Annotated in this window: 19 protein-coding genes and 1 pseudogene; 16 read left to right on the top strand and 4 right to left on the bottom strand. The window is 63.6% G+C overall.

Annotation, left to right across the window (positions count from 1 at the left end; all coding sequences use genetic code 11):
• The first annotated feature begins 2 nt into the window (after positions 1–2).
• Both OB2597_RS03025 and OB2597_RS03030 read left to right on the top strand, forming a co-directional pair.
• A complete protein-coding gene (locus tag OB2597_RS03025) occupies positions 3–767 on the top strand; it encodes an SDR family oxidoreductase (protein ID WP_009804043.1) in 765 nt (254 codons plus the stop codon).
• 275 nt (positions 768–1,042) lie between these two features.
• Positions 1,043–2,272: an ABC transporter substrate-binding protein gene (locus OB2597_RS03030; protein WP_009804044.1), complete on the top strand. Its 1,230-nt coding sequence runs from the start codon at positions 1,043–1,045 to the stop codon at positions 2,270–2,272.
• A gap of 259 nt (positions 2,273–2,531) precedes the next feature.
• Here the strand turns inward: OB2597_RS03030 and OB2597_RS03035 are convergent, their stop codons facing one another.
• The gene (locus OB2597_RS03035; RefSeq protein ID WP_238529696.1) at positions 2,532–3,476 is read right to left on the bottom strand and encodes a DMT family transporter; all 945 of its coding nucleotides are present in this window, start codon (positions 3,474–3,476) and stop codon (positions 2,532–2,534) included.
• 263 nt (positions 3,477–3,739) lie between these two features.
• Between OB2597_RS03035 and OB2597_RS21185 the strand changes: the two are divergent.
• Positions 3,740–4,014 (top strand): annotated as a pseudogene (locus tag OB2597_RS21185) (IS5/IS1182 family transposase); the annotation flags it as partial.
• Between the two features lie 9 nt (positions 4,015–4,023).
• Here OB2597_RS21185 and OB2597_RS03040 read toward each other — a convergent pair.
• Positions 4,024–5,709, bottom strand: coding sequence for a sigma-54-dependent Fis family transcriptional regulator (locus OB2597_RS03040; protein ID WP_009804046.1), 1,686 nt, complete (start codon positions 5,707–5,709; stop codon positions 4,024–4,026).
• The gene (locus OB2597_RS03045) at positions 5,706–6,353 is read right to left on the bottom strand and encodes a phosphoenolpyruvate hydrolase family protein (protein WP_009804047.1); all 648 of its coding nucleotides are present in this window, start codon (positions 6,351–6,353) and stop codon (positions 5,706–5,708) included. Before OB2597_RS03045 ends, OB2597_RS03040 begins: the two co-directional genes overlap by 4 nt.
• A gap of 188 nt (positions 6,354–6,541) precedes the next feature.
• Here OB2597_RS03045 and OB2597_RS03050 point away from each other — a divergent pair, with 188 nt between their 5' ends.
• The 8 genes from OB2597_RS03050 to OB2597_RS03085 are packed head-to-tail and all read left to right on the top strand — an operon-like array spanning position 6,542 to position 13,618.
• Positions 6,542–7,408: a branched-chain amino acid ABC transporter permease gene (locus tag OB2597_RS03050; RefSeq protein ID WP_009804048.1), complete on the top strand. Its 867-nt coding sequence runs from the start codon at positions 6,542–6,544 to the stop codon at positions 7,406–7,408.
• Positions 7,405–8,373 carry a branched-chain amino acid ABC transporter permease gene (locus tag OB2597_RS03055; RefSeq protein ID WP_009804049.1) on the top strand — a complete coding sequence of 323 codons (969 nt, stop codon included), beginning with the start codon at positions 7,405–7,407 and terminating at the stop codon, positions 8,371–8,373. Before OB2597_RS03050 ends, OB2597_RS03055 begins: the two co-directional genes overlap by 4 nt.
• Before the next feature lie 23 nt (positions 8,374–8,396).
• Positions 8,397–9,635, top strand: a complete 1,239-nt coding sequence (locus tag OB2597_RS03060) for an ABC transporter substrate-binding protein (RefSeq protein WP_009804050.1) — start codon at positions 8,397–8,399, stop codon at positions 9,633–9,635.
• Complete coding sequence (locus OB2597_RS03065) at positions 9,626–10,399, top strand: ABC transporter ATP-binding protein (RefSeq protein ID WP_009804051.1); 774 nt, start codon at positions 9,626–9,628, stop codon at positions 10,397–10,399. The genes OB2597_RS03060 and OB2597_RS03065 overlap by 10 nt, the downstream gene beginning before the upstream one ends.
• Positions 10,389–11,099, top strand: coding sequence for an ABC transporter ATP-binding protein (locus OB2597_RS22440; protein WP_009804052.1), 711 nt, complete (start codon positions 10,389–10,391; stop codon positions 11,097–11,099). The genes OB2597_RS03065 and OB2597_RS22440 overlap by 11 nt, the downstream gene beginning before the upstream one ends.
• 14 nt (positions 11,100–11,113) lie before the next feature.
• Positions 11,114–12,319, top strand: coding sequence for a Tm-1-like ATP-binding domain-containing protein (locus OB2597_RS22445; RefSeq protein ID WP_009804053.1), 1,206 nt, complete (start codon positions 11,114–11,116; stop codon positions 12,317–12,319).
• Between the two features lies 1 nt (position 12,320).
• Positions 12,321–13,184, top strand: coding sequence for a phosphoenolpyruvate hydrolase family protein (locus tag OB2597_RS03080; protein WP_040609010.1), 864 nt, complete (start codon positions 12,321–12,323; stop codon positions 13,182–13,184).
• Positions 13,181–13,618 carry an SRPBCC family protein gene (locus OB2597_RS03085; RefSeq protein WP_009804055.1) on the top strand — a complete coding sequence of 146 codons (438 nt, stop codon included), beginning with the start codon at positions 13,181–13,183 and terminating at the stop codon, positions 13,616–13,618. The genes OB2597_RS03080 and OB2597_RS03085 overlap by 4 nt, the downstream gene beginning before the upstream one ends.
• A gap of 350 nt (positions 13,619–13,968) precedes the next feature.
• Here OB2597_RS03085 and hemN read toward each other — a convergent pair whose 3' ends face one another.
• On the bottom strand, positions 13,969–15,324 hold the full coding sequence (gene hemN / locus OB2597_RS03090) for an oxygen-independent coproporphyrinogen III oxidase (protein WP_009804056.1): 1,356 nt from the start codon (positions 15,322–15,324) through the stop codon (positions 13,969–13,971).
• A 192-nt stretch (positions 15,325–15,516) separates the two neighbouring features.
• Between hemN and ccoN the strand changes: the two genes are divergently transcribed.
• The 5 genes from ccoN to ccoG all read left to right on the top strand — a co-directional run bounded on the left by ccoN (position 15,517) and on the right by ccoG (position 20,754).
• Positions 15,517–17,142 carry a cytochrome-c oxidase, cbb3-type subunit I gene (gene ccoN, locus OB2597_RS03095; protein ID WP_009804057.1) on the top strand — a complete coding sequence of 542 codons (1,626 nt, stop codon included), beginning with the start codon at positions 15,517–15,519 and terminating at the stop codon, positions 17,140–17,142.
• A gap of 4 nt (positions 17,143–17,146) precedes the next feature.
• Positions 17,147–17,983: a cytochrome-c oxidase, cbb3-type subunit II gene (gene ccoO, locus OB2597_RS03100; RefSeq protein WP_009804058.1), complete on the top strand. Its 837-nt coding sequence runs from the start codon at positions 17,147–17,149 to the stop codon at positions 17,981–17,983.
• Positions 17,984–17,993: 10 nt separating this feature from the next.
• Positions 17,994–18,182: a CcoQ/FixQ family Cbb3-type cytochrome c oxidase assembly chaperone gene (locus OB2597_RS03105; RefSeq protein ID WP_009804059.1), complete on the top strand. Its 189-nt coding sequence runs from the start codon at positions 17,994–17,996 to the stop codon at positions 18,180–18,182.
• A complete protein-coding gene (ccoP, locus tag OB2597_RS03110; protein ID WP_009804060.1) occupies positions 18,179–19,084 on the top strand; it encodes a cytochrome-c oxidase, cbb3-type subunit III in 906 nt (301 codons plus the stop codon). Before OB2597_RS03105 ends, ccoP begins: the two co-directional genes overlap by 4 nt.
• Positions 19,085–19,170: 86 nt before the next feature.
• Positions 19,171–20,754, top strand: a complete 1,584-nt coding sequence (ccoG, locus tag OB2597_RS03115) for a cytochrome c oxidase accessory protein CcoG (protein ID WP_009804061.1) — start codon at positions 19,171–19,173, stop codon at positions 20,752–20,754.
• The last annotated feature ends 1 nt before the right edge of the window (position 20,755 follow it).

A 20,755-nucleotide genomic window follows, 5' to 3' on the forward strand; every position in this document is an offset into this window, starting at 1 on the left:
GCATGGTTTTGAAAGACAAGGTTGCAATCGTGACGGGTGCCGGATCGGGCTACGGGGAAGGCATCGCGCGCAGATTTGCCACGGAAGGTGCACGCGTGGTCCTTGTCGATGTCGATGCTGTTGCCGCCGGACGGGTCGCGGACGCCATCAACGCCGGGCCGGACGCGATGAGGGCGGTGCCCTTCGCCGCCGATGTCGCTGACGATGACGCCGTCCAGGCCGCGGTCCAATGTGCCCTCGACAGGTTCGGCGCGGTGGATATCGTGGTGAACAACGCCGGAATTTCCCACCCCACGAAGTCGGCATTGAAGATTACCGACGCGGAATTCGACGCGGTCTTCGCGGTCAATGCCAAGCCGGTCCTGCTCTTTGCCCGCCACGCCGTGCCGCACATGCGCGCCCGTGGACAGGGCGGCGTCTTCATCACCGTGGCGTCGACCGGGGCCGTGCGCCCGCGTCCCGGCATGGTGGTCTACAACGGTTCCAAGGCCGCCGCCGTCACGATGTCCAAGACCCTGGCGCTCGAGCTGGCACGCGATCGGATCCGGGTCAACACCATCTGTCCCGTAGCGGGCGAAACCCCGATGCTCGACAAGTACATGAAAGGTGATCCAGACGCCAATCGCGAGATGTTGCGCGCCACCATCCCCCTGGGCCGGCTGGCTACCCCTGCCGATGTGGCGGGCAGCGCCCTCTACTTTGCATCCGACGACGGGGCGTTCGTCACCGGGGTCACGATGGAGGTGGACGGCGGACGCTGCGTCTAGGCTGTGCTCTGCGCCAGATATCACACATGTGAAACTGTGTGATGCACACGGGATAGAACTCGGTGCCGGGGAGCGGTGCATACTAGTCTGATCCCACGACGAGCGACCCTTCGAGCTTTGAACAAGCGGCGCTCGGGCAGCAGCCCTCAGGGAGGGGGCATCAACATCAAGGCTTGCGGGACCGCAATGGCGGAACCTCGGTTCGCAACCGCTGCAATCCTGCCAGGCTTGTCCGGCGATCCTGAATGTCGCCAGTGTCTTAAAGGGAGAGAGATATGAAAAAAACTGGGAAGAACTTGACCACTGCCTTCGCCGTCGTGGCTGTCACGACGAGCCTGGCGATGCCGGCATTCGCCGATATTTCCGACAACGTCGTCAAGATCGGGATCATGAACGACCAGTCCGGTCCCTATGCCGACAACTGCGGCCCCGGCGCCGTGGCGGCCGCACGCCTGGCCGTGGAAGACGCCGGTGGTGAGATCAACGGCGCGAAGATCGAGATCGTCGTGGCGGATGACCAGAACAAGCCCGACATCGGGGCAGCGACCGCTCTGAGGTGGCTTGACGAAGAGGGCGTCGACGCGATCGTCGGCTGCTCCACATCGTCCATCGCCAACGCCGTCCACGACATGATGCAGGACCGCAAGAAACCCTACATGCTCGCCGGGACCGCCTCGTCCTATTTCACCAATGAACGCTGCAGCCCCATGACGACCCAGTGGGTGGTGGACTCCTATGCACTGCCGCGTGCCACCGTCAATTCGCTCCTGTCCGAGGGGATAGATTCCTGGTACTTCATCACCGTCGACTACGCCTTCGGCAAGTCCTGGCAGGAAGATACCACCACCTTCATCGAAGAAGGCGGCGGCGAGGTTCTCGGTTCGGTTCTTCATCCGCTCGGCTCCAACGACTTCTCCTCCTACTTGCTGCGCGCACAGGCGAGCGGCGCGAAAGCCATCGCGCTTGCCAATGCCGGTGGCGATTTCGCCAACACGATGAAGCAGGCGGCGGAATTCGGCGTCGGCGCCGACGGTCAGCTGCTCGTGCCGCTCGGGATGTTCATCAACAGCGCCAACGGCATCGGGCTCGATGTCCTGAAGGACGTCCGCCTGACCACCGCGTTCTATTGGGACGCGAACGATGAGACCCGCGCATTCGCAAAACGCTACCGCGAAGCCTTCAACGGTCGGTTCCCGAACGGCCCCCAAGCGGGCAACTACAGCGCTGTCGCGCATTATCTCAAGGCTGTGGCGGCGACCGGCAGCGATGACGGAGAAGTCGTCATGGCCGAAATGAAGGACACCCCGGTCAATGATTTCTCGATGAAGGACGTGTCGATCCGCGACGATGGACAGGTGATGCGCCCGCTATACGCAGCCCGGGTCAAGGGTCCCGACGAATCCGAGTACGAGTACGACTACTACGAGATCACGGACACGATCGCCCCGTCCGACGCGTGGCGCCCCGCGGAGCAAAGCCGGTGCCCGCTCCTGACAGGCGGATAACCCGTCTTGCACGTCATCTGAAAGGACATGCGGCCTTCGGCTTCAGCCCTTTCCAGAACTCTCGCGCCGCCCGCTCGTCGGGCGGCGCAACTTTCTGCAGAACGGATCGCGCGCGCGGATCTTGACCGCGACAGGAGCGACCCGGTCACTCCTTCCGTTGGGAGGTTGTCGCAGGATTTCGGACCAGTTGCCAAGCTGTAGCGAAACGCGACCATCGTCACAGCCATGCACCGCAGAAGGGATCCGCCGGCACCGGCCTCTAACGGTCCACAGGCCGGGGCGGGGTGCCCGCCACATCGCGGACACGTTCCCGGTGGAAGACATAGATGCCAGAAGCGAGGATGATCGCGGTTCCGAGCAGGGTCATGCTGTCCGGGAACTCGCTGAAAACAAGATAGCCGACCGCCGTGGCCCCGACGATTTCAAGGTATTGAAACGGGGCAAGCAGGCTGGCCTCCACCTTGCTGAAGGCGAAGGTGATCATCAAGAAAGTGACCATGGCCAGCGCGCCGGCCCCGACCAACGCCCAGGGGCCCCAGCTTGGCAGGGCGGCCAGGCCGGCCATCTCCTGCCCTGTCCAAGTCATCGCCTGATGCGCCAGCAGGGCGAGGCCCGCCGCATAGAGGGTCGCCCCGAATTGAAAGCTTAGCGCGGACCGTGTGCGGGTGGATTTGCGCATGACGATCATGTTCAGTGCATAGGCCAGCGCCGCCAGCAGCGGCAGCAGGACGACTGGACCGAAGGTGACGAAGTTGGGACGGATCACCACCAGCGCCCCGATCAGCCCGACCCCGACGGCCGCATAGCGCCGCCAGCCGGGCACCTCGCCGAGGAAGGGACCGGCGAGCAGGGTCAGCAACAGCGGCTCGACAAAGAAGATCGAGATGGCCGTGGCGATCGGCATCGTGGCGAAGGCGGTGATCAGCGACAGGGTAACCACCAGGATCAGGCAGGCCGACAGGAAGGAGCCGAGCGAAAGCACCGACCCCTTGAGATGACGCCGCAGCAACAGCGCACAGGGCAAAAGGAAGGCGGCTTGGACGACGCTTCGCCAAACGGTGACTTCGAATGGGGTGGCATGGACGGTCAGCGACTTGGAAATGGCATCGCCCAGGGGCAGGAAGACCATCGCCAGGCACATGACGGCCATGCCGATGCGCACGTCCATATCGGCGCTTTGATGACGGGTAACTGCAAAGCCCATGTGTTCCCTCCTCTGCATCCATCGGGATGCGCGAACAGATCCGGGCGTCCAAGATTTCTGAAAAAAAGAGCGGGAGGGCGCCGTCGATCCCTTCCGGCCACCTATTGGCTGAACGCCGGTCGGTCAAGGATGAGCCCTGGCGAGGATGTCAGGCCGCATTGACGGGCGTAGGCCTCGGTCGGAGAGCCGCTCCGTTGAATGGCTCCCAGTTTCTTGGACGCCTTCGGGTGTCAGTTTCTGCTGCCGCTCGGGCCGGATGAAGCCGACAGGCAGAGGTTGGGTCGACCAAGACTATGCCGGATCGCGTGAAGGTTCGGTGCGATCCGCATCCCGAGCGGCTGATCGTCGACACCGCCTACGGCACCGGTACGATGCTGGGCTGGGCGATCGCAAGATCGCCCCGCACATCCCGGTTTCGGACAGGTCCGGGCGCACCGACGGCACCCGGAGCCGCGCCGACCTTACGTGGCACGCCGAGAACGACCAAGACATCTGCCCTGAGGGCCAGACTCTGAAACAGTTCCGGCGGAACTGCTCCATTGCGGAGCTAAGGCAACAAGCCGTATTTCTTGATCTTGCTATACAGAGTACGCGTGCTCATCCCCAGGTCCTGTGCTGTTCGGGCCCGTTGGAACCGGTTGCGCACCAGCGCTTCCGAGATCCAGTCGCGCTCTGTCAGCGTGCCGCGTTCCTGAGCTGCAGACTTCGTGCCCTTTGTGGTGGGGTCAGTGTCTACCCGCAAAAAGTTGAGGTGTCGTTGGCCGATCGTCATGCCATCGGCCGCCGTGACCGCTCGGCGTACAGTGTTGCGCAGTTCGCGAACGTTGCCGGGCCAAGTATGAATCAAGAGGATGCGCAGTGCTGCATTCGTGAACCGCGGAGTCTCACCGCCCAGCATCTGACGACCAAGATGCAGAGCAAGTTCCGGGATGTCATCAAGCCGATCGCGCAGCGGCGGGAGAGTGATTTCTTCGGCGGCCAGTCGATAGTACAGGTCGCGGCGAAAGGCGTCAAAGGCACCGAGAGCGACAGAGCTGGTGGCGATGATGCGGGCTTCCACCTTTCGGGGAGAGAGCTCACCAATACGTTGGATGACACCCTCGTCAGAAAAGCGAAGGAGTTGGCCCTGATGTGCAGGTTCCAATGCCGGAACCTCCTCAAGGATCACGGCGGAACCTCCAGCTTGTTCAAGAGCCCCGCGGGCGGTGGTCGTGCCCAATAGCAACGCGCTGCCGGCCTCCGCGGTAAGGCTGGGGCAATCCACAATCACAGGCGCACGCCGTCCCAAGGGGCTATTGGCGTGCAATAGTTTGGCGCAGGTGGTCTTGCCCGTGCCGGTCGCGCCTTGGATCAGAACCGGGACATCGCTGCCCTCGAGAGCGCGCAGATGTCGACGCACCTCCTGCATGGCACTGGAGCCACCGATCAGCGCCGTCTCGCTTTCGGTGCCGCCTACCTCCATCGTCGCCAATCGGGGGATCGCCTTGAAACTGTGCGCCACGTCCCGAAGCGTTTGCTCCAGCGGGAAGCGGTCCAGCGTCGAGCCGGCAATATAGCCTTGGACCCGGCTGATGCGGGTTACGGCCAGGGCTTCTTCGGGTGAAGTGATCGGTCCGCCGATGCAAAGCTTGTCGATGCCGGATGGAATGTCGGCCAGAATACGGTCGATTTCGATGGCGGCACTTTCGACGCTCCAGCGGGTGGTGACGCCGGTGCCGCCGCCAGTAAACCCGAGATTGACGCAAATGACCGTCGCACCCGCTTCCGCCATGGCATGGGCCTCCGCGTGCGAGACCACATGCGCAAGCGCCGCCATGTCTTGCCGTGCCGCCGCGCGTACCAGTTCCAGCTCACGCGCAAATCCCAAGCCCTCGCGGGCCAGCATGGTCGCGATACGCCCTTCAAGCAGCGAGGTGGGCGGGAAGTTGCACACGCCGGCGAACCCGAGTGTTCTGGCGCGGTCGACCAGTTGCGCCACATCGAGAGAAGGATCGCTGACGCTCAGCCCGGCGAAGACAGGCGCCTTGCAGCGGCCAAGGATCTCGCGCTCGGAAAACTCGAAAACCCAATCGTTCGCGGACCGCACCGGCAGATAGGACGTGAGCGACGAAGCCCCCTGTACCCGAAAGCGCCCGGCGTTCAACGCCAGCAGATAGTCTGCACCCGCGCTGTCCGCGGCCTGAGCCGTCATGCCCGAGCCCACCACGGCGCCAAACCGAAAGAGGCCGTTCAAGGCGCGCCGTCCTGAAAGTGAATGAAGCCGTCCACGGCCAGATGACAGAGCCCCAGCTCGCGGTCGTGCTGGGCGGACGTATAGGCAAGGATCTTGACCTGTGGCGCCTCGCGGCGGATCGCATCGACGATGGATTGCAGCGCGGCGCGAAAAATTCCGGCGCTGTCGGCGTCGGGCCTTTCGCGCAGGCCAGGGTGCAGGACAAGGTTGCTCAGCCCGGCCTTGATCGCTTGTCGCGCCTGATCGAGCGAAACGAGAAAGGCCATTGTCTCGAACCCGGCCTCTGCGGCGCGGGCAAGATAGGCGTACTCGAATTCCGGCGTGGCGGGGATAGTAGACATCGCCTGGCGGGTGCTTCCTTCCAGCAGGATGGATGAGGGCCAGTTGGCAATACCGCGGTACCCTGCGGCTTTGAGAGCTGTCTGAAACGTCGTTTCCGATCCGAAAGGATCGCTGGCCAATACAGCTGCCCAATGGGCCGCTCCTTCAGTCTCGCGCAGCGAGCGGTTGTGATCGATGCGGGGCATGACGAACGCCAAGTCGGCCTGCGTCACGCTGAGGCCCGCAAGACATGGACAAAAGATCGTCTTGGTAGCGGGAACCTCGGGGATGCTCGGGGTGCCGCTGAGAATGAAGTGTTCCATCCCGGATCATGTGCAGAAATCGGAAAAAATCGGAAGCCATTTCTCACATACTCCGATTCACCGTGGTCCGAAGATGGAGATTCGGCCGTAAGTTATTGTTTACTAAGAATAAAAAATTCAGCGCCATGCTTCATTTTAGTTGCTCCGCTTTGGCCGAGTCTTTCCAATGAGCGGCAAGGGGAGAGGTGATGACGCTATTTTTCATCGTGACGCTGAACGGTCTGACGCTGGCTGCTCTCTATTTTCTGGCTGCCACCGGATTCAGCTTGATCTTCGGATTGATGCGGACAGTGAACATGGCACATGGCGCGCTGCTGCTTCTGGGGGGGTATGTAGGCTTCAGCGTCGTTGAGGCCACAGGGTCCTGGGGGCTTGGGGTCATCGCTGGCGGGCTGGCCGCCGCGCTGGCCGGAGCGCTGGTGCAGTTCGGAATCCTGGGCTGGATGCAGGGCGATGAGCTGCGCCAGACACTGGCGTCCATCGCCATCTCGATCATCATGGCTGACCTGATGCTTTGGCATTGGGGCGGCATCACCTATCAGGTGACGCTCCCGGAACTTCTGTCGGGCGGCCAACGGCTCCCCCTGCTGGGGGTAGGCTATGCCAGCATCAGGCTCGCGCTGATGGCCTTTGCCCTTGTCATCGGTGTGGCGCTTTGGTTCCTGATTCAGAAAACCCGGTTTGGCGCCGTGATCCGCGCAGGCGTGGACGATCAAGCGATGCTGCGCGCGCTCGGCTTTCCGATCAAACGGATTTTCATCTCTGTTTTCGCTCTGGGGGGGATGCTGGCAGGGATGGCCGGGGTGGTGGCTGCCAGTGCCCTGTCCATCGCACCGGGGACCGATCTGCAGTTCTTGCTGTCTTCTCTCGTGGTGGTGATTGTCGGGGGCATGGGCTCTGTGGGGGGGGCAGCTTTGGGCGCGCTGCTCGTGGGGCTGGCCGAGCAATACGGGCTTGCCTATGCGCCGACCTATGGCGCCGTCTTCACTTTCGCGATCATGGTTCTGGTGCTTGCGGTGCGTCCGCAAGGCCTTCTGGGGAGGGCTGAGAAATGAAGAACGCACCGCTGTTGGCCGTGCTGCTGGCGCTGCCTCTCTTTCTCAACGATTTCTGGCTGACCCAAGTCGCGACACGAGCCCTGATCCTCGGGATTACAGCGTTGAGCCTCAGCTTTCTTGCGACCTATCTGGGCGTCGTCTCTTTCGCGCAAGCAATGATGGCCGGAATTGCGGGCTACACGATCGCCTATTTCGGTCCCAATACGGTTGCCATCGGGTGGGAACTGCCCTTTTGGCTTTCGATCCCGCTGGCGCTTGTACTGGCTACGCTGGCTGGTGCGCTGACCGGGCTTGTCGCTCGGCGCTCGCGGGGGATCTACGCCATCATGATCACATTGGCGATCGGGGTGGCGTTCTTTTACCTTACCCGCCAGAACTATTCTCTGTTCAATGGCTGGACCGGCTTTTCTGGGGTGCGGGCGCCGCAGGTGTTCGGGCTGAACCTGCGGGCGCCGGTGCCGCTTTATCTGATGACGCTCGCTGTCGCTGTTGCCGCGCTCGTGCTGGTCGCAGGGTTTGTTCGCTCGCCCCTTGGGCTGACGATACAGGCGTTGCGCGACGCTCCGGGGCGGGTTCGGGCCCTGGGCATTCCGGCCCTGGGCCCCATTGTCGCGGCATTCGCCTTTTCCGGTTTCATTGCCGGTGCGGGCGGGATTCTGAACGTCTGGTACAATGAGCGGATCTCGTCTTTTTCGGTCGGTCTGGGCCCGATCATCGACATTCTCATCATATGCGTGATCGGCGGGCTGCGACACCCGGCCGGGGCATTCATCGGTGCCATCGCCTTTGTCCTGCTGGAAACATTTGCTGTCGATCTGATCGACCGTGACCGCTTCAACACGCTCATCGGACTTGTACTTCTGGCCATCGTCATGCTGGCGCCAAACGGGTTGCAAGGCATGGCAGCGGCGCTCGTGGCGCGTCTGCGCCCGCGCGCCGCCACCCCGAAGACCTCGATTTGATTCATCAAACGGGAGGAACCAAGATGAATATACTGAAGACAACCGCCTCGATCCTGGCGCTGACAGCCTTCGCCGCGCCAGCAATGGCAGACGACATAAAGATCGGAGTGATCTCGGTGCTGGAAGGTGCCTTCGCGGGCCCGGGCATGGACGGCGTGCGCGGCGCCAAACTGGCCGTACAGGAGGCCGGCGGCGCGGTCGGCGGCAATGAGATCGAGATTGTCACCATGTCGTCGGACGCGAGCCCGGACAGTGCGGTCAATGCCGCGCGCAAGCTGATTGAACAGGACGAGGTCGATCTGATCGTCGGGCCGCTGTCGGGCTCTGAAGGTCTGGCGCTGCGCGATCTGTCCAAGTCCTATCCGGACGTCACTTTCCTCAACGGGTCTTCGGCCTCGCAGGACACGACACTGCGCGATGCTTCCGAAAACTTTTTCCGCTTTGGCGGGGACGGCGCGCAGTGGATGGTCGGGGTAGGCGATTATGCCTTCAACGATCTGGGCTATGAAAGCGTCGCGATCGTGGGTGAGGACTACTCTTTCCCGTACACGCAGGTGCTGGGCTTCATGGCCGAGTATTGTGAAGCCGGCGGCCGCGTCCCCGAGAAATTCTGGACCCCGATTGGCAACAAGGACTACTCATCGATCGTGTACTCGATCCCACAGGATGTGGATGCGATCTTCGTCGTCCTCGGGGGCGCGGATGCGGTGAACTTCCTGACGCAGTATGCTCAGGCGGGCGGCGACAAGCCGATCATCGGCAGTTCGGTCACCATCGACCAATCGGTCCTCGATTCCCAGGGCCCGTTCAAGGACCTTCTTGTCGGGGCCCCCTCGGGCACGCCCACGGTCAGCAACTTCGAGGGCGAAGAATGGCAGGCATTCGTGGCCTCCTACAACGAAGCCTTCCCGGATGGCTTTTCGGCACCGTCAATCTTCGGTCATCACTACTACATGAGCACCAAGGCCGCGATGCTGGCGCTTGAGGAGGTTGGCGGCGATCTGTCGGACGGGCAGGAAGCTTTCCGCGCGGCACTGACCGATCTCGAATTCGTCACCCCGACCGGCGGGACAATGCGGCTGGACGAGAACCGCAACGGGATCGTCGACAACTTCGTGACCGAAGTCTTCGAACGTGAGGATGGCACCTTGGGCAACCGGGTCGTCAAGGTCGTGCGGGACGTAGACCAGTACCTGGGGATGGACAAGGACGAGTTCATGGCCATGGGGCCGGTTAGCCGGGACAACCCCTCGTGCCCGTGAACGGCACCCAAAACCACGCCAATGCCCTGGATGCCCGGGGTATTGGCAAGCGGTTTGGCGGGTTCTGGGCGGTACAGGACATCAACCTGACCGTCCGGCCCGGCGAGCGCCGCGCCATCCTCGGACCGAACGGCGCGGGCAAGACGAGCCTGTTCAACGTGCTGACCGGGGATCTGACCGCGTCTGCCGGAACGGTAAGGCTGTTTGGCCAGGACGTGACCCGCGAGCCGATCCACAAGCGGATCCGCCGAGGTCTGCGGCGCAGCTACCAGCATGCGCATCTTTTCGAGGGTCTGACGGTGCGTGAGACTCTGTTTCTGGCGGTGGCCGGAGTGCAGGGCAGCTGGGCGCAGGTCTGGCCGCTCAAAGGCAGCGATAAACGTCTGGCCGAGGCGGATCGGCTTGCTGAAGTTGCGGGTCTCACATCTTTTTCGGAGCGGGCGGTGTCCGAACTGAGCCATGGTCAGCGCCGTCAGCTCGAGATCGGGATCGCGCTGGCCGAAAACCCGAGGGTCCTGCTGCTTGATGAACCCGCCGCCGGTCTGTCTCCTGCCGAACGCCCCAAGCTGAGCGCGCTTTTGATGGCGTTGCCCCAGGAGGTAACGGTTGTGCTGATCGAGCACGATATGGAGATTGCCCTGCAGACGTCGGAAAGCGTCTCGGTGCTTTATAACGGACGGATGCTGGCCGAAGGCACGCCGGACGCGATCATGCAGAACGAAGACGTGCATCAGGTCTATCTAGGGGGCGGATATGCACAGTGAACCGCTCTTGCAGATCGCGGGGCTGAACCTGCGCTATGGGTCGAGCCATGTGTTGCACGACATCTCCCTCACCCTTGGCGCCCGGCCGCTGACCATTCTGGGACGCAACGGTATGGGCAAGACCAGCCTCTGCAATGCCATTATCGGCCTCGCGCCGCATTTTTCCGGCAGCATTCGCCTGGCGGGCACTGAACTCACAGGGCTCACGCCGGAGCACCGCGCGCGTCTCGGGATCGGCTATGTGCCGCAAGGCCGCCGCATCTTTCGCTCTTTGAGCGTTGAGGAGCACCTCACCATCGTCGCGCAAAAGGGTGGCGATTGGACCATCGAGCGGGTCTATGAAACCTTCCCGCGCCTGAAAGAACGTCGCCGAAATCTTGGCGACCGGCTGTCGGGAGGCGAACAACAGATGCTCGCGATCTCGCGGGCGCTGTTGTTGAACCCGCGCCTTCTGGTGCTGGACGAACCTACCGAGGGGCTGGCACCTGCCATCGTCTCGGATGTGGTGGCCCTGGTGCGGGAGGTCTCCCAGCAGGGGATGGCGGTGCTCATGGTGGAGCAGAACCTGCACGCCGCACTCGCGGCGGTGGAGGATGCCGCCATCCTGGTAGGCGGCGAAATCGTCGAACATATGTCCGCGCAGGCGCTGGCGACCGATCCGGCAATGCAGAAGCGTCACTTGGCGTTGGAACTGGCTTGAAGGGAGCAGGGGATATGAGGACGGCATACGTTGTGGGTACCGCCGACACCAAGGGGCCGGAGCTTCAGTATGTAAGAGATTTGCTGGAAGCCACAGGGATCTCGACCGTACTGGTCAACGTGGGCATCAAGGGCGGCGAGCAATATGCGGACGTCTCCGCGGCCGAGGTGGCCGCCTGCCATCCCGACGGTCCGGCGGCGGTTTTCGTTGACGACCGGGGCCGCGCGGTAATCGAGATGGCCCGCGCGCTGACCCAATACGCTACCACGCGCGAGGATCTGGCAGGCATCATCGGGCTCGGGGGCTCTGGTGGGTCCGGGATCATCGCCCCGGCGATGCAGGCACTTCCCCTCGGCCTGCCCAAGGTGCTTGTATCGACATTGGCGTCCGGCGATGTCTCGGCCTATGTCGGTGCGTCAGACGTGAACATGTTCCACCCGGTGACCGACGTGTCAGGTCTGAACCGGGTGTCGCGCAGGCTGTTGGGAAATGCAGCGCACGCGCTGGCCGGCATGATGACCCACGAAGTGCCAGCGGTCGAGAGCGACAAGCCCGCGCTCGTCTTGTCGATGTTCGGCGTGACCACCCCGGCGGTGCAGGCAATGACCGCACGGCTGTCCGACGACTTTGACTGTCTCGTCTTCCACGCCACTGGCAGCGGCGGGCGATGCATGGAGCAGATCATCGACCACCGCACGGTGGCCGGTGTGCTCGACATCACGACGACGGAGGTCTGCGATCTGTTGGTCGGCGGCGTGCTCAGCGCAGGAGAGGATCGTCTGAGCGCTGTGGCCCGAACCGGCCTGCCCATGGTCGGGTCTTGTGGAGCGCTCGATATGGTCAATTTCTGGGGGCCCGAAACTGTTCCGCCCGTGTTCAGGGATCGCAAGTTCCACCATCACAACGCGCAGGTCACACTGATGCGCACCACCCCGCAGGAGTGCGCGACCATCGGCACATGGATCGGCAACAAGCTTAACGCCTGCGCGGGGCCGGTGCGGTTTCTGTTGCCGCTGCGCGGGGTCTCGGCGCTCGATATCGAAGGCGGCGATTTCCACGATCCGGAAGCCGATGCGGCGCTGTTTCAAGCCCTGCGCGACACGGTGATCCAGACCGACAGTCGCCAGCTTGTCGAATTGGACCTGCATATCAATGACGCGGCCTTTGCCGAGGCCGCCGTCGCGAATTTCAAGGAGATACAACACGATGGGGGTGCATGAGATGACCAAGACCGGACGCGATGCGATACTGGACAAGTTGCGCGCCAAGCTTTCCGCCGGCCAGACATTGGTCGGTGGCGGGGCCGGCACCGGATTGTCGGCCAAATGTGAAGAGGCCGGCGGGATCGACCTGATCGTGATCTACAATTCCGGCCGCTACCGCATGGCCGGACGTGGCTCGCTGGCGGGTTACATGTCGTACGGCAATGCGAACGATATTGTGATGGAGATGGGCCGCGAGGTACTGCCCGTGGTGCAGAACACCCCGGTCCTGGCGGGAGTCAACGCCACCGACCCCTTCTGTGTGATGGACAAGTTTCTTGGCGATCTGGAGACGATGGGCTTTGCGGGGGTGCAGAACTTTCCCACCGTCGGCATCATTGATGGCCGCTTTCGCGCCGAGCTCGAGGCGACCGGCATGTCATATGACCGCGAGGTCGAGATGATCGCGGCGGCTCATGCCCGGGGCCTGCTGACCACCCCCTACGTGTTCAGCGCCGAGAACGCCCGCGACATGGCGCAGGCCGGGGCCGACGTCATTGTCACTCATTTCGGTCTCACCACCGGCGGCAGCATCGGCGCACAGGGCACCGCTCCGGACATCGCACACTGCGCGGCGCTCTTCGAGGAATGGTCGGCCGCCGCGCGCGCGGTACGTGACAATATCATCTTCATTGCCCATGGCGGGCCTTTGGCCGAGCCTGAGGACGCGCAAGCGTTCCTCGATCTTTGCCCGGACTGCCACGGCTTTTACGGCGCGTCATCGATGGAGCGTCTACCCACCGAACGGGCCATCATTGGTCAGACCGAAGCCTTTACGCAGTTGCGCCGAAGTGGTGCGCGCGCACAGGAGACAGCAATATGATCAAGGCTTATTCGTCCACCATCATCGCGTTGCCTGTGAGCCAGGTCTGGGAGCGCGTGCGCGATTTCAACGGTTTGCCCATCTGGCACCCGGCCGCGACCGATAGCCGTATCGAAGAGGGTCACAGCCCGGGCGAGGTCGGCTGCGTGCGCAACTTCGCGTTGGCCGATGGGTCCGGTCGCATCCGCGAGACTTTGCTGTCAATCTCGGACCTCGATCATAGTCTGAGCTACGACATGCTGCCCGGTGGCCCCCTGCCGTTTGTCAACTACATCTCGACGATGCGCTTCTCGGAAATCACCGACCGGGGTGAGACGTTCGCGCAATGGTGGGCCGATTTCGAAGCAGGAGACGGGCAAGACCGGCACTGGCATAACTTTGTAGAGCAAGATGTCTTCCTGGGCGGTTTCCGCGCGCTCGAGGCAAGCTTTTAGATTGATAGGCTTTCACGTGAGGCCATCCTTCCCTTGATGCTGATGGCTTCACCTGCCTTGCCCTATTGATTGAGTTGCGGGGCTATGCAGACGATGTGTTTGTCTACTTCCGGGGATCAGGTTTTCTTCCTATGCCACTTGGGGCCAGTTCGGTCTCGGAGCGGCCATCGCATCGTGGTCGCCACCGGCTCGTCCAATGCCACGACCTTCAAGCCTGTCGCCCGTCGACTTCGAGGGGCAGCAGAAACTGAGACACAAAGGTGTCCGAGAAACGCGGGACCATTCAACCGGACTGCTGAAACGCAGAAAGAATTGAACGGCAGCGGAGCCTCGATCATCTCTTTCAGAGATCAGGAAGCTTGCGAATAGCGCATTCCCTCCGGCACCTTTCGATCCAGCGCCGATGCGATTACGCGGGTCAGGGCGCGACCCTCGGGCAGGATGTCGAAGCGCATGCCGGACAAACGCACGAACGGCGTGTAGCGGGCACACATCGCGTTCAGGTCGGACTCGAGATCGAGAGCCCGCGCGCCAAAGGTTTGTGCCAGATCGCTCAGGTCGAGAGAAAAATCGCACATCAGAAGTTCAATCGCCCGCGCATGTAGGTGATCCGTGTCGTCCATGGCGTAGCCACGGGCCCCCGGCAGTTCACCAGCGGTGATACGCGCGTTGTAGGCTGCTGTCGCGGGGGCGTTCTGCACGTATCCGCCCGGGAAACGCGAGATTGACGAGGCGCCGAGGCCGATCAGGGTCTGGCAATTGTCATCCGTGTAGCCTTGGAAATTCCGGCGCAAGCGGGGGCTGTGTTTTGCCCGGGCCAGCGCGTCCTGCGGGGTGGCAAAATGGTCGATGCCGATTGCCTCCATGCCGGCTGACGTGAACCGGGCCGCCGCCCGCTGGTTGAGGTGATAACGCGCGACCTCGTCGGGCAGTGTCGCCTCGCGAATGAGCTTCTGGCGTTTCGAGACCCATGGCACATGCGCATAACCGAAGAGGGCGACGCGATCCGGGGAGAATGACAGGGTCTTGTCGATCGTATCCTCCAGCCGCGCCATGGTCTGGTGAGGCAGGCCGTAGACCAGATCGGTGTTCAGCGAAGTGACCCCCGCGGCCCGCAATTGCCCGACACAGCGCCGGGTGGCCTCGAAGGACTGGAGGCGACTGATGGCCTGCTGCACCTCCGGGTCGAAGTCCTGGATGCCGATGGAAGCCCGGGTGAGACCCGCGGCCCGAAGCGCCTCGATTTTGGCGCGGTCGATCAGGGTAGGGTCTATCTCGACGGAGAACTCGAAGCTCGCAGTCGGGGTGAAGAGCCTGTGGATGGCGCGGTTCAGGCGTTCGATGAGGGCCGGCGGCAAGATGGTCGGTGTTCCGCCGCCCCAATGCATGCGCCCCATCCGGAGGCCTGGGGGAAGGGCCACGCGCAAAAGATCGATCTCTGTCTCCAGGACCTCCACGTAGCGCTCGACGGGGCCGAGGGTCTTGGTGCCTTGCGTGTGGCAGGCACAGAAGAAGCACAGGCGTTCGCAGAACGGAATGTGGACATAGACGGAAACCGGCTCCGCCGGGTCCAACGCGCTGAGCGCTGCCTGTTGGAACGTGGAGCCGACCTCTGGGGAGAAGGCCGCCGCGGTCGGATAGGACGTGTAGCGCGGCACGCGCGAGCTGAAGAGACCCAGCGTCTCGAGTGTCTGTAACTGATCCATGGCCCCGACTTAGCGGGCAACGGTTCCGCGGTCTTTGCGCTGGATCAATTCGATCGAAGAACCGCCGCCGCAGTCCCGATTAGGCCGCTCCTGGCCTTATCGGCGGGTTTGTCGCCATCCAATTGACCCAAGTCAAAACGTCCTCGGTCGACCCATGCGATCCGTCCTCTTAAAGAGTGAAGGATTCGGAATATGATCGATACGGTGAGGTTGATCCTCTTCGCGCTGATCGCGTTTTTCGCGGCGCTGGGCGCGGATTGGGCGCGTGATCCAGCCTATATGGTCCATGCGTTGCTCATTATGATGCTCGCGGCGGGGCTCTTTGTCTGGCAACTGCGCCGGTTCCCGGTCGAGGATGCCCCGGCGGCGCGCAGCGTGAGCGCGCAGGCCTGCGGGGCGCGGGACTACATGGACGGGCCGGTCCGCTACGGGGTGATCGCGACGGCTTTCTGGGGTGTCGTCGGTTTCCTCGTCGGCACCTTCATCGCCCTGCAACTGGCCTTTCCGGTGCTCAATATCGACTGGGCCCAGCCCTATGCCAACTTCGGCCGCCTTCGCCCGCTGCATACCAGCGCGGTGATCTTCGCCTTTGGTGGCAACGCCTTGATCGCCACTTCCTTCTACATCGTGCAGCGCACCTGCGCGGCACGGCTCTGGGGTGGCAATACCGCGTGGTTCGTCTTCTGGGGCTACCAGCTTTTCATCGTGCTGGCGGCCACGGGCTATCTGCTCGGTGCCACGCAGTCCAAGGAATATGCCGAGCCCGAGTGGTACATCGACATCTGGCTCACCATCGTCTGGCTGGCCTATCTGGCGGTCTTTTTCGGCACGATCCTGAACCGGCGCGAGCGGCACATCTATGTCGCCAACTGGTTCTTCCTGGCCTTCATCATCACCGTGGCCATGCTGCATGTGGTCAACAACCTCGCCATCCCGGTCTCGATCTGGGGCTCGAAGTCGGTGCAGGTCTTCGCCGGTGTGCAGGACGCCATGACGCAGTGGTGGTATGGCCACAACGCGGTGGGCTTTTTCCTGACAGCCGGTTTCCTCGGGATGATGTATTATTTCGTGCCGAAGCAGGCGGGCCGGCCGGTCTACAGCTACAAGCTCTCGATCATCCACTTCTGGGCGCTGATCTTCCTCTATATCTGGGCGGGTCCGCACCATCTGCACTACACCGCTCTGCCGGACTGGGCGGCGACACTGGGCATGGTGTTCTCGATCATCCTGTGGATGCCGAGCTGGGGGGGAATGATCAACGGCCTGATGACGCTCGAGGGCGCCTGGGACAAGATCCGCACCGACCCGATCATCCGCATGTTCGTGGCCTCGCTGGCCTTCTACGGCATGTCGACCTTCGAGGGGCCGATGATCTCGATCCGGGCGGTGAACTCGCTGAGCCATTACACCGATTGGACCATCGGCCATGTTCATTCCGGCGCTTTGGGCTGGAACGGGCTCATCACCTTCGGGGCGCTCTACTTCCTGACGCCACGGCTTTGGGGCAGGGCGCAGATGCACTCGATGGCGGCGATCAACCTGCATTTCTGGCTCGCGACCGTGGGGATCGTTCTCTACGCGGCCTCCATGTGGGTGACCGGCATCATGGAGGGGCTTATGTGGCGCGAGGTCGACGCCAACGGGTTCCTGGTGAACAGCTTTGCCGACACCGTCGATGCCAAGTTCGTCATGTACGTGATCCGCGCTCTGGGCGGGGTGCTCTACCTCGCGGGTGGTGCGGTCATGGTCTGGAACATGTGGATGACCATCCGCGGCCCGCAGTCCCGCCCCGTCACCGTCGCCCTGCCAGCGGAGTAAGACCATGAGCAAGAACCCCCGAAGCCCCGACTACGACCCCGCCGACGACGCCAAGGTTGTCACCGCGAGCGAAGGTGCGCGACAGGGCAAGATCCCCAATGAACTGCCGCCCGAGACGGAAGCGATCACCTTTCACCAGCGGTTCGAGCGCAACGCCACGCTGCTGCTCATGGCCTCGCTCGCCGTGGTCAGCATCGGCGGTATCGTCGAGATCGCGCCACTTTTCTGGCTGGAGAACACCATCGAGGAGGTCGAGGGCATGCGCCCCTATTCGCCGCTCGAACTGGCGGGGCGCGAGATCTACGTGCGCGAGGGCTGCTACGTCTGTCACAGCCAGATGATCCGCCCGATGCGCGACGAGACGGAGCGCTACGGCCACTACAGCCTTGCCGCCGAATCCATGTACGACCACCCGTTCCAATGGGGCTCGAAACGCACCGGGCCTGATCTGGCGCGTGTCGGCGGGCGCTATTCCGACGAATGGCACGTGGATCACCTGATCGACCCGCAGGCGGTGGTGCCGGAAAGCGTCATGCCGAAATACGCCTTCCTGATGGACGCGCAGCTCGACGGAGACGAGGTGGCCGACCTGGTCGAGACGCACCGCATGGTGGGCGTGCCCTATACCGACGAGATGATCGCCAGCGCCAGGGCCGATTTCCGCGTGCAGGTCGACCCTTTCGGCGACTACGACGGGCTGCTCGCGCGCTACCCCGGCGCGCAGGTCCGCGACTTCGACGGCCAGCCGGGGGTGAGCGAGATGGATGCCCTCATCGCCTATCTTCAGATGCTCGGAACGCTGGTCGACTTCTCGACCTTCGTGCCCGACGCCAGCCGCTGAGGAGCCGCATATGGACACCTATTCCTTCCTGCGCGAACTGGCCGACAGCTGGGCGCTCTTGATCCTCACCCTGATCTTTCTTGGCGTGATCGCCTGGGCCTTCCGGCCCGGCTCGCGCGCGCTGCACGACGATGCGGCGGCCGTGCCGTTCCGCGATGATCCCGCGCCCAGAGGCCCACAAGACGGAGCCACCAAATGACCGACAACCGCAAGATCGACCCCACCACCGGGACCGAGACCACCGGCCACAGCTGGGACGGGATCGAGGAACTCAACACCCCGCTGCCGCGCTGGTGGCTCTGGACCTTCTACGCCACCGTCGTCTGGGGGGTGATCTACACGATCCTCTACCCGGCCTGGCCGATGGTCTCGGGGGCGACGACGGGGCTTTTGGGCTACTCCACCCGCGGCGAGGTCGCCGCCGAGATCGCCCGCGTCGAGTTGTCGAACGCCGATCTGACCGAAAGCCTCGTCACCGTCGATCTCGGCGTGCTGGCGGAGAACGAGCCGCTGCACCGTTTCGCCGTACAGGCGGGCCGCTCGGTCTTCGCCGCACATTGCTCGCAATGCCACGGCGCGGGGGCGGGCGGCGTGAAGGCCTCGGGCTATCCGAACCTTCTCGATGACGACTGGCTCTGGGGCGGGACCATGCAAGAGATCGCCCATACCGTGCGCCATGGCATCCGCAACGAGGAGGACCCCGAGGCAAGGTTCTCACAGATGCCGCCCTTCGACTGGATGGAACCGGAAGAGTTGGACGCCACGGTGCACTACGTGCGCAGCCTGTCAGACCTGCCGCATGACGCAGCCGCGGCGGGGCAGGGCGCGGCGCTCTATGTCGACAATTGCAGTTCCTGTCACGGGTCCGAAGGGCTTGGCGACCGGGAAATCGGCGCGCCGAACCTTGCCGATGCGATCTGGCTGCGCGGTGACAGCTACGCGGACATCTTGGCGCAGCTCAAAGCACCGCGCATGGGGGTCATGCCACCGTGGCAGGCCCGCCTGGGCGAAGCCGAGGTGCGCGCCGTGAGTGCCTATGTGCACGGGCTCGGCGGCGGTGAAGCCGCGGTAGGGGAGGCCGCGGCGACATCTGCCGACTAAGCGCCGCGCGCCTTGATGCAGATCAAAGGGGCCTGCATCCGACGGGTGTAGGCCCTGATGGCAGAACACCCGGAGCCCGCAACCCCATGTCCACCAAAGCCCCTCCGCTTTTCGCCGCGCGCGAACCGATCTTTCCCCGCCGGGTCAGCGGCTTTTTCCGCCGTTTGAAATGGGTGATCCTGATCCTCACGCTGGGGATTTACTACGTGACCCCGTGGATCCGCTGGGACCGGGGGCCGAACCTGCCCGACCAGGCGGTGCTGGTCGATCTCGCAAACCGACGCTTCCACTTCTTCTGGATCGAGATCTGGCCGCATGAGTTCTATTTGGTTGCCGGACTGCTGATCATGGCGGGGCTGGGGCTGTTTCTCTTCACCTCCGCCCTTGGCCGGGTCTGGTGCGGTTATGCCTGTCCGCAGACCGTCTGGTCGGACCTCTTCATGACCGTGGAGCGCTGGATCGAGGGCGACCGCAACGCGCGCATCCGCCTGCACAAGGCCCCCATGAGCCTGCGAAAAGCGCGGCTGCGGGTGGCGAAATGGGCGGTCTGGCTGGTCATTGCGGTGGCGACCGGCGGGGCATGGGTCTTCTATTTTGCCGATGCACCGACGCTGGCGCGCGATCTGGTCACGCTCGAGGCGGCCCCGGTGGCCTATGCCACCATCGCCGTGCTGACGGCGACGACCTTCATCTTCGGCGGCTTCATGCGCGAGCAGGTCTGCATCTACATGTGCCCCTGGCCGCGCATTCAAGGCGCGATGATGGACCCGGGCACGCTCACCGTGGGCTACCGCCGCTGGCGCGGCGAGCCGCGCGGGAAGGGAGGCGTGAAACGCGCACAGGCGGCGGCGGAGGCGATCGGCAGCGGAGAGGCTGTGGCGCGCTATGGTGCCGCTCTCGACAAGGACAGCGCCGCCCCGCGCACGGCCCGCGACGGCGGGGTGCTGGGCGATTGCATCGACTGCAACGCCTGCGTCGCGGTCTGCCCCATGGGCATCGACATCCGCGAGGGCCAGCAGATGGAATGCATCACCTGCGCCCTCTGCATCGACGCCTGCGACGACGTGATGGCCAAGATCGGCCGCCCGCGCGGGCTGATCGATTACCTCGCGCTCGACGACGAGCCGCCGGTGCGCCCGGGCGAAAGCGCCGCGGTGGCGGGGCTGGCCGAGGCACCGGCGGGGACGGTCGCGGGCGCCACCGGACCGGCTTGGCGACCCAAGCCGCTGTGGCAGCACGTCTTCCGGCCCCGGACCGTGCTCTACACCCTTGCCTGGGCGGCGATCGGCGTGGCGCTGGTGGTCGCGCTCTTCATCCGGCCCGAGATCGACATGACCGTCGCCCCGGTCCGCAACCCGACCTTCGTGACCCTCTCGGACGGGTCGATACGAAACGCCTATGACATCAGGCTGCGCAACAAACACGGGGAGGCGCGCGACTTCCGCCTCTCGCTCGGCGCGGCCGAGGGGTTGAAGCTCGCGCTCGAAGGTGTCGCGGGCCCCGCCGTCACGGTGCCGCCCGACAGCACGCAGCGCCAGCGGGTTTATGTCATCGCCCCGCGCGAGACCCCGGCGGCCGAGCGTGCCCGCAGCGACCTGCGCTTCTGGGTCCAGGACGTCACTTCGGGCGAGCGGGCGCATGGCGATACCATTTTCCACGGAAAGGAGTGAG

This window comes from Pseudooceanicola batsensis HTCC2597, from assembly GCF_000152725.1.
Lineage (GTDB): Bacteria > Pseudomonadota > Alphaproteobacteria > Rhodobacterales > Rhodobacteraceae > Pseudooceanicola > Pseudooceanicola batsensis.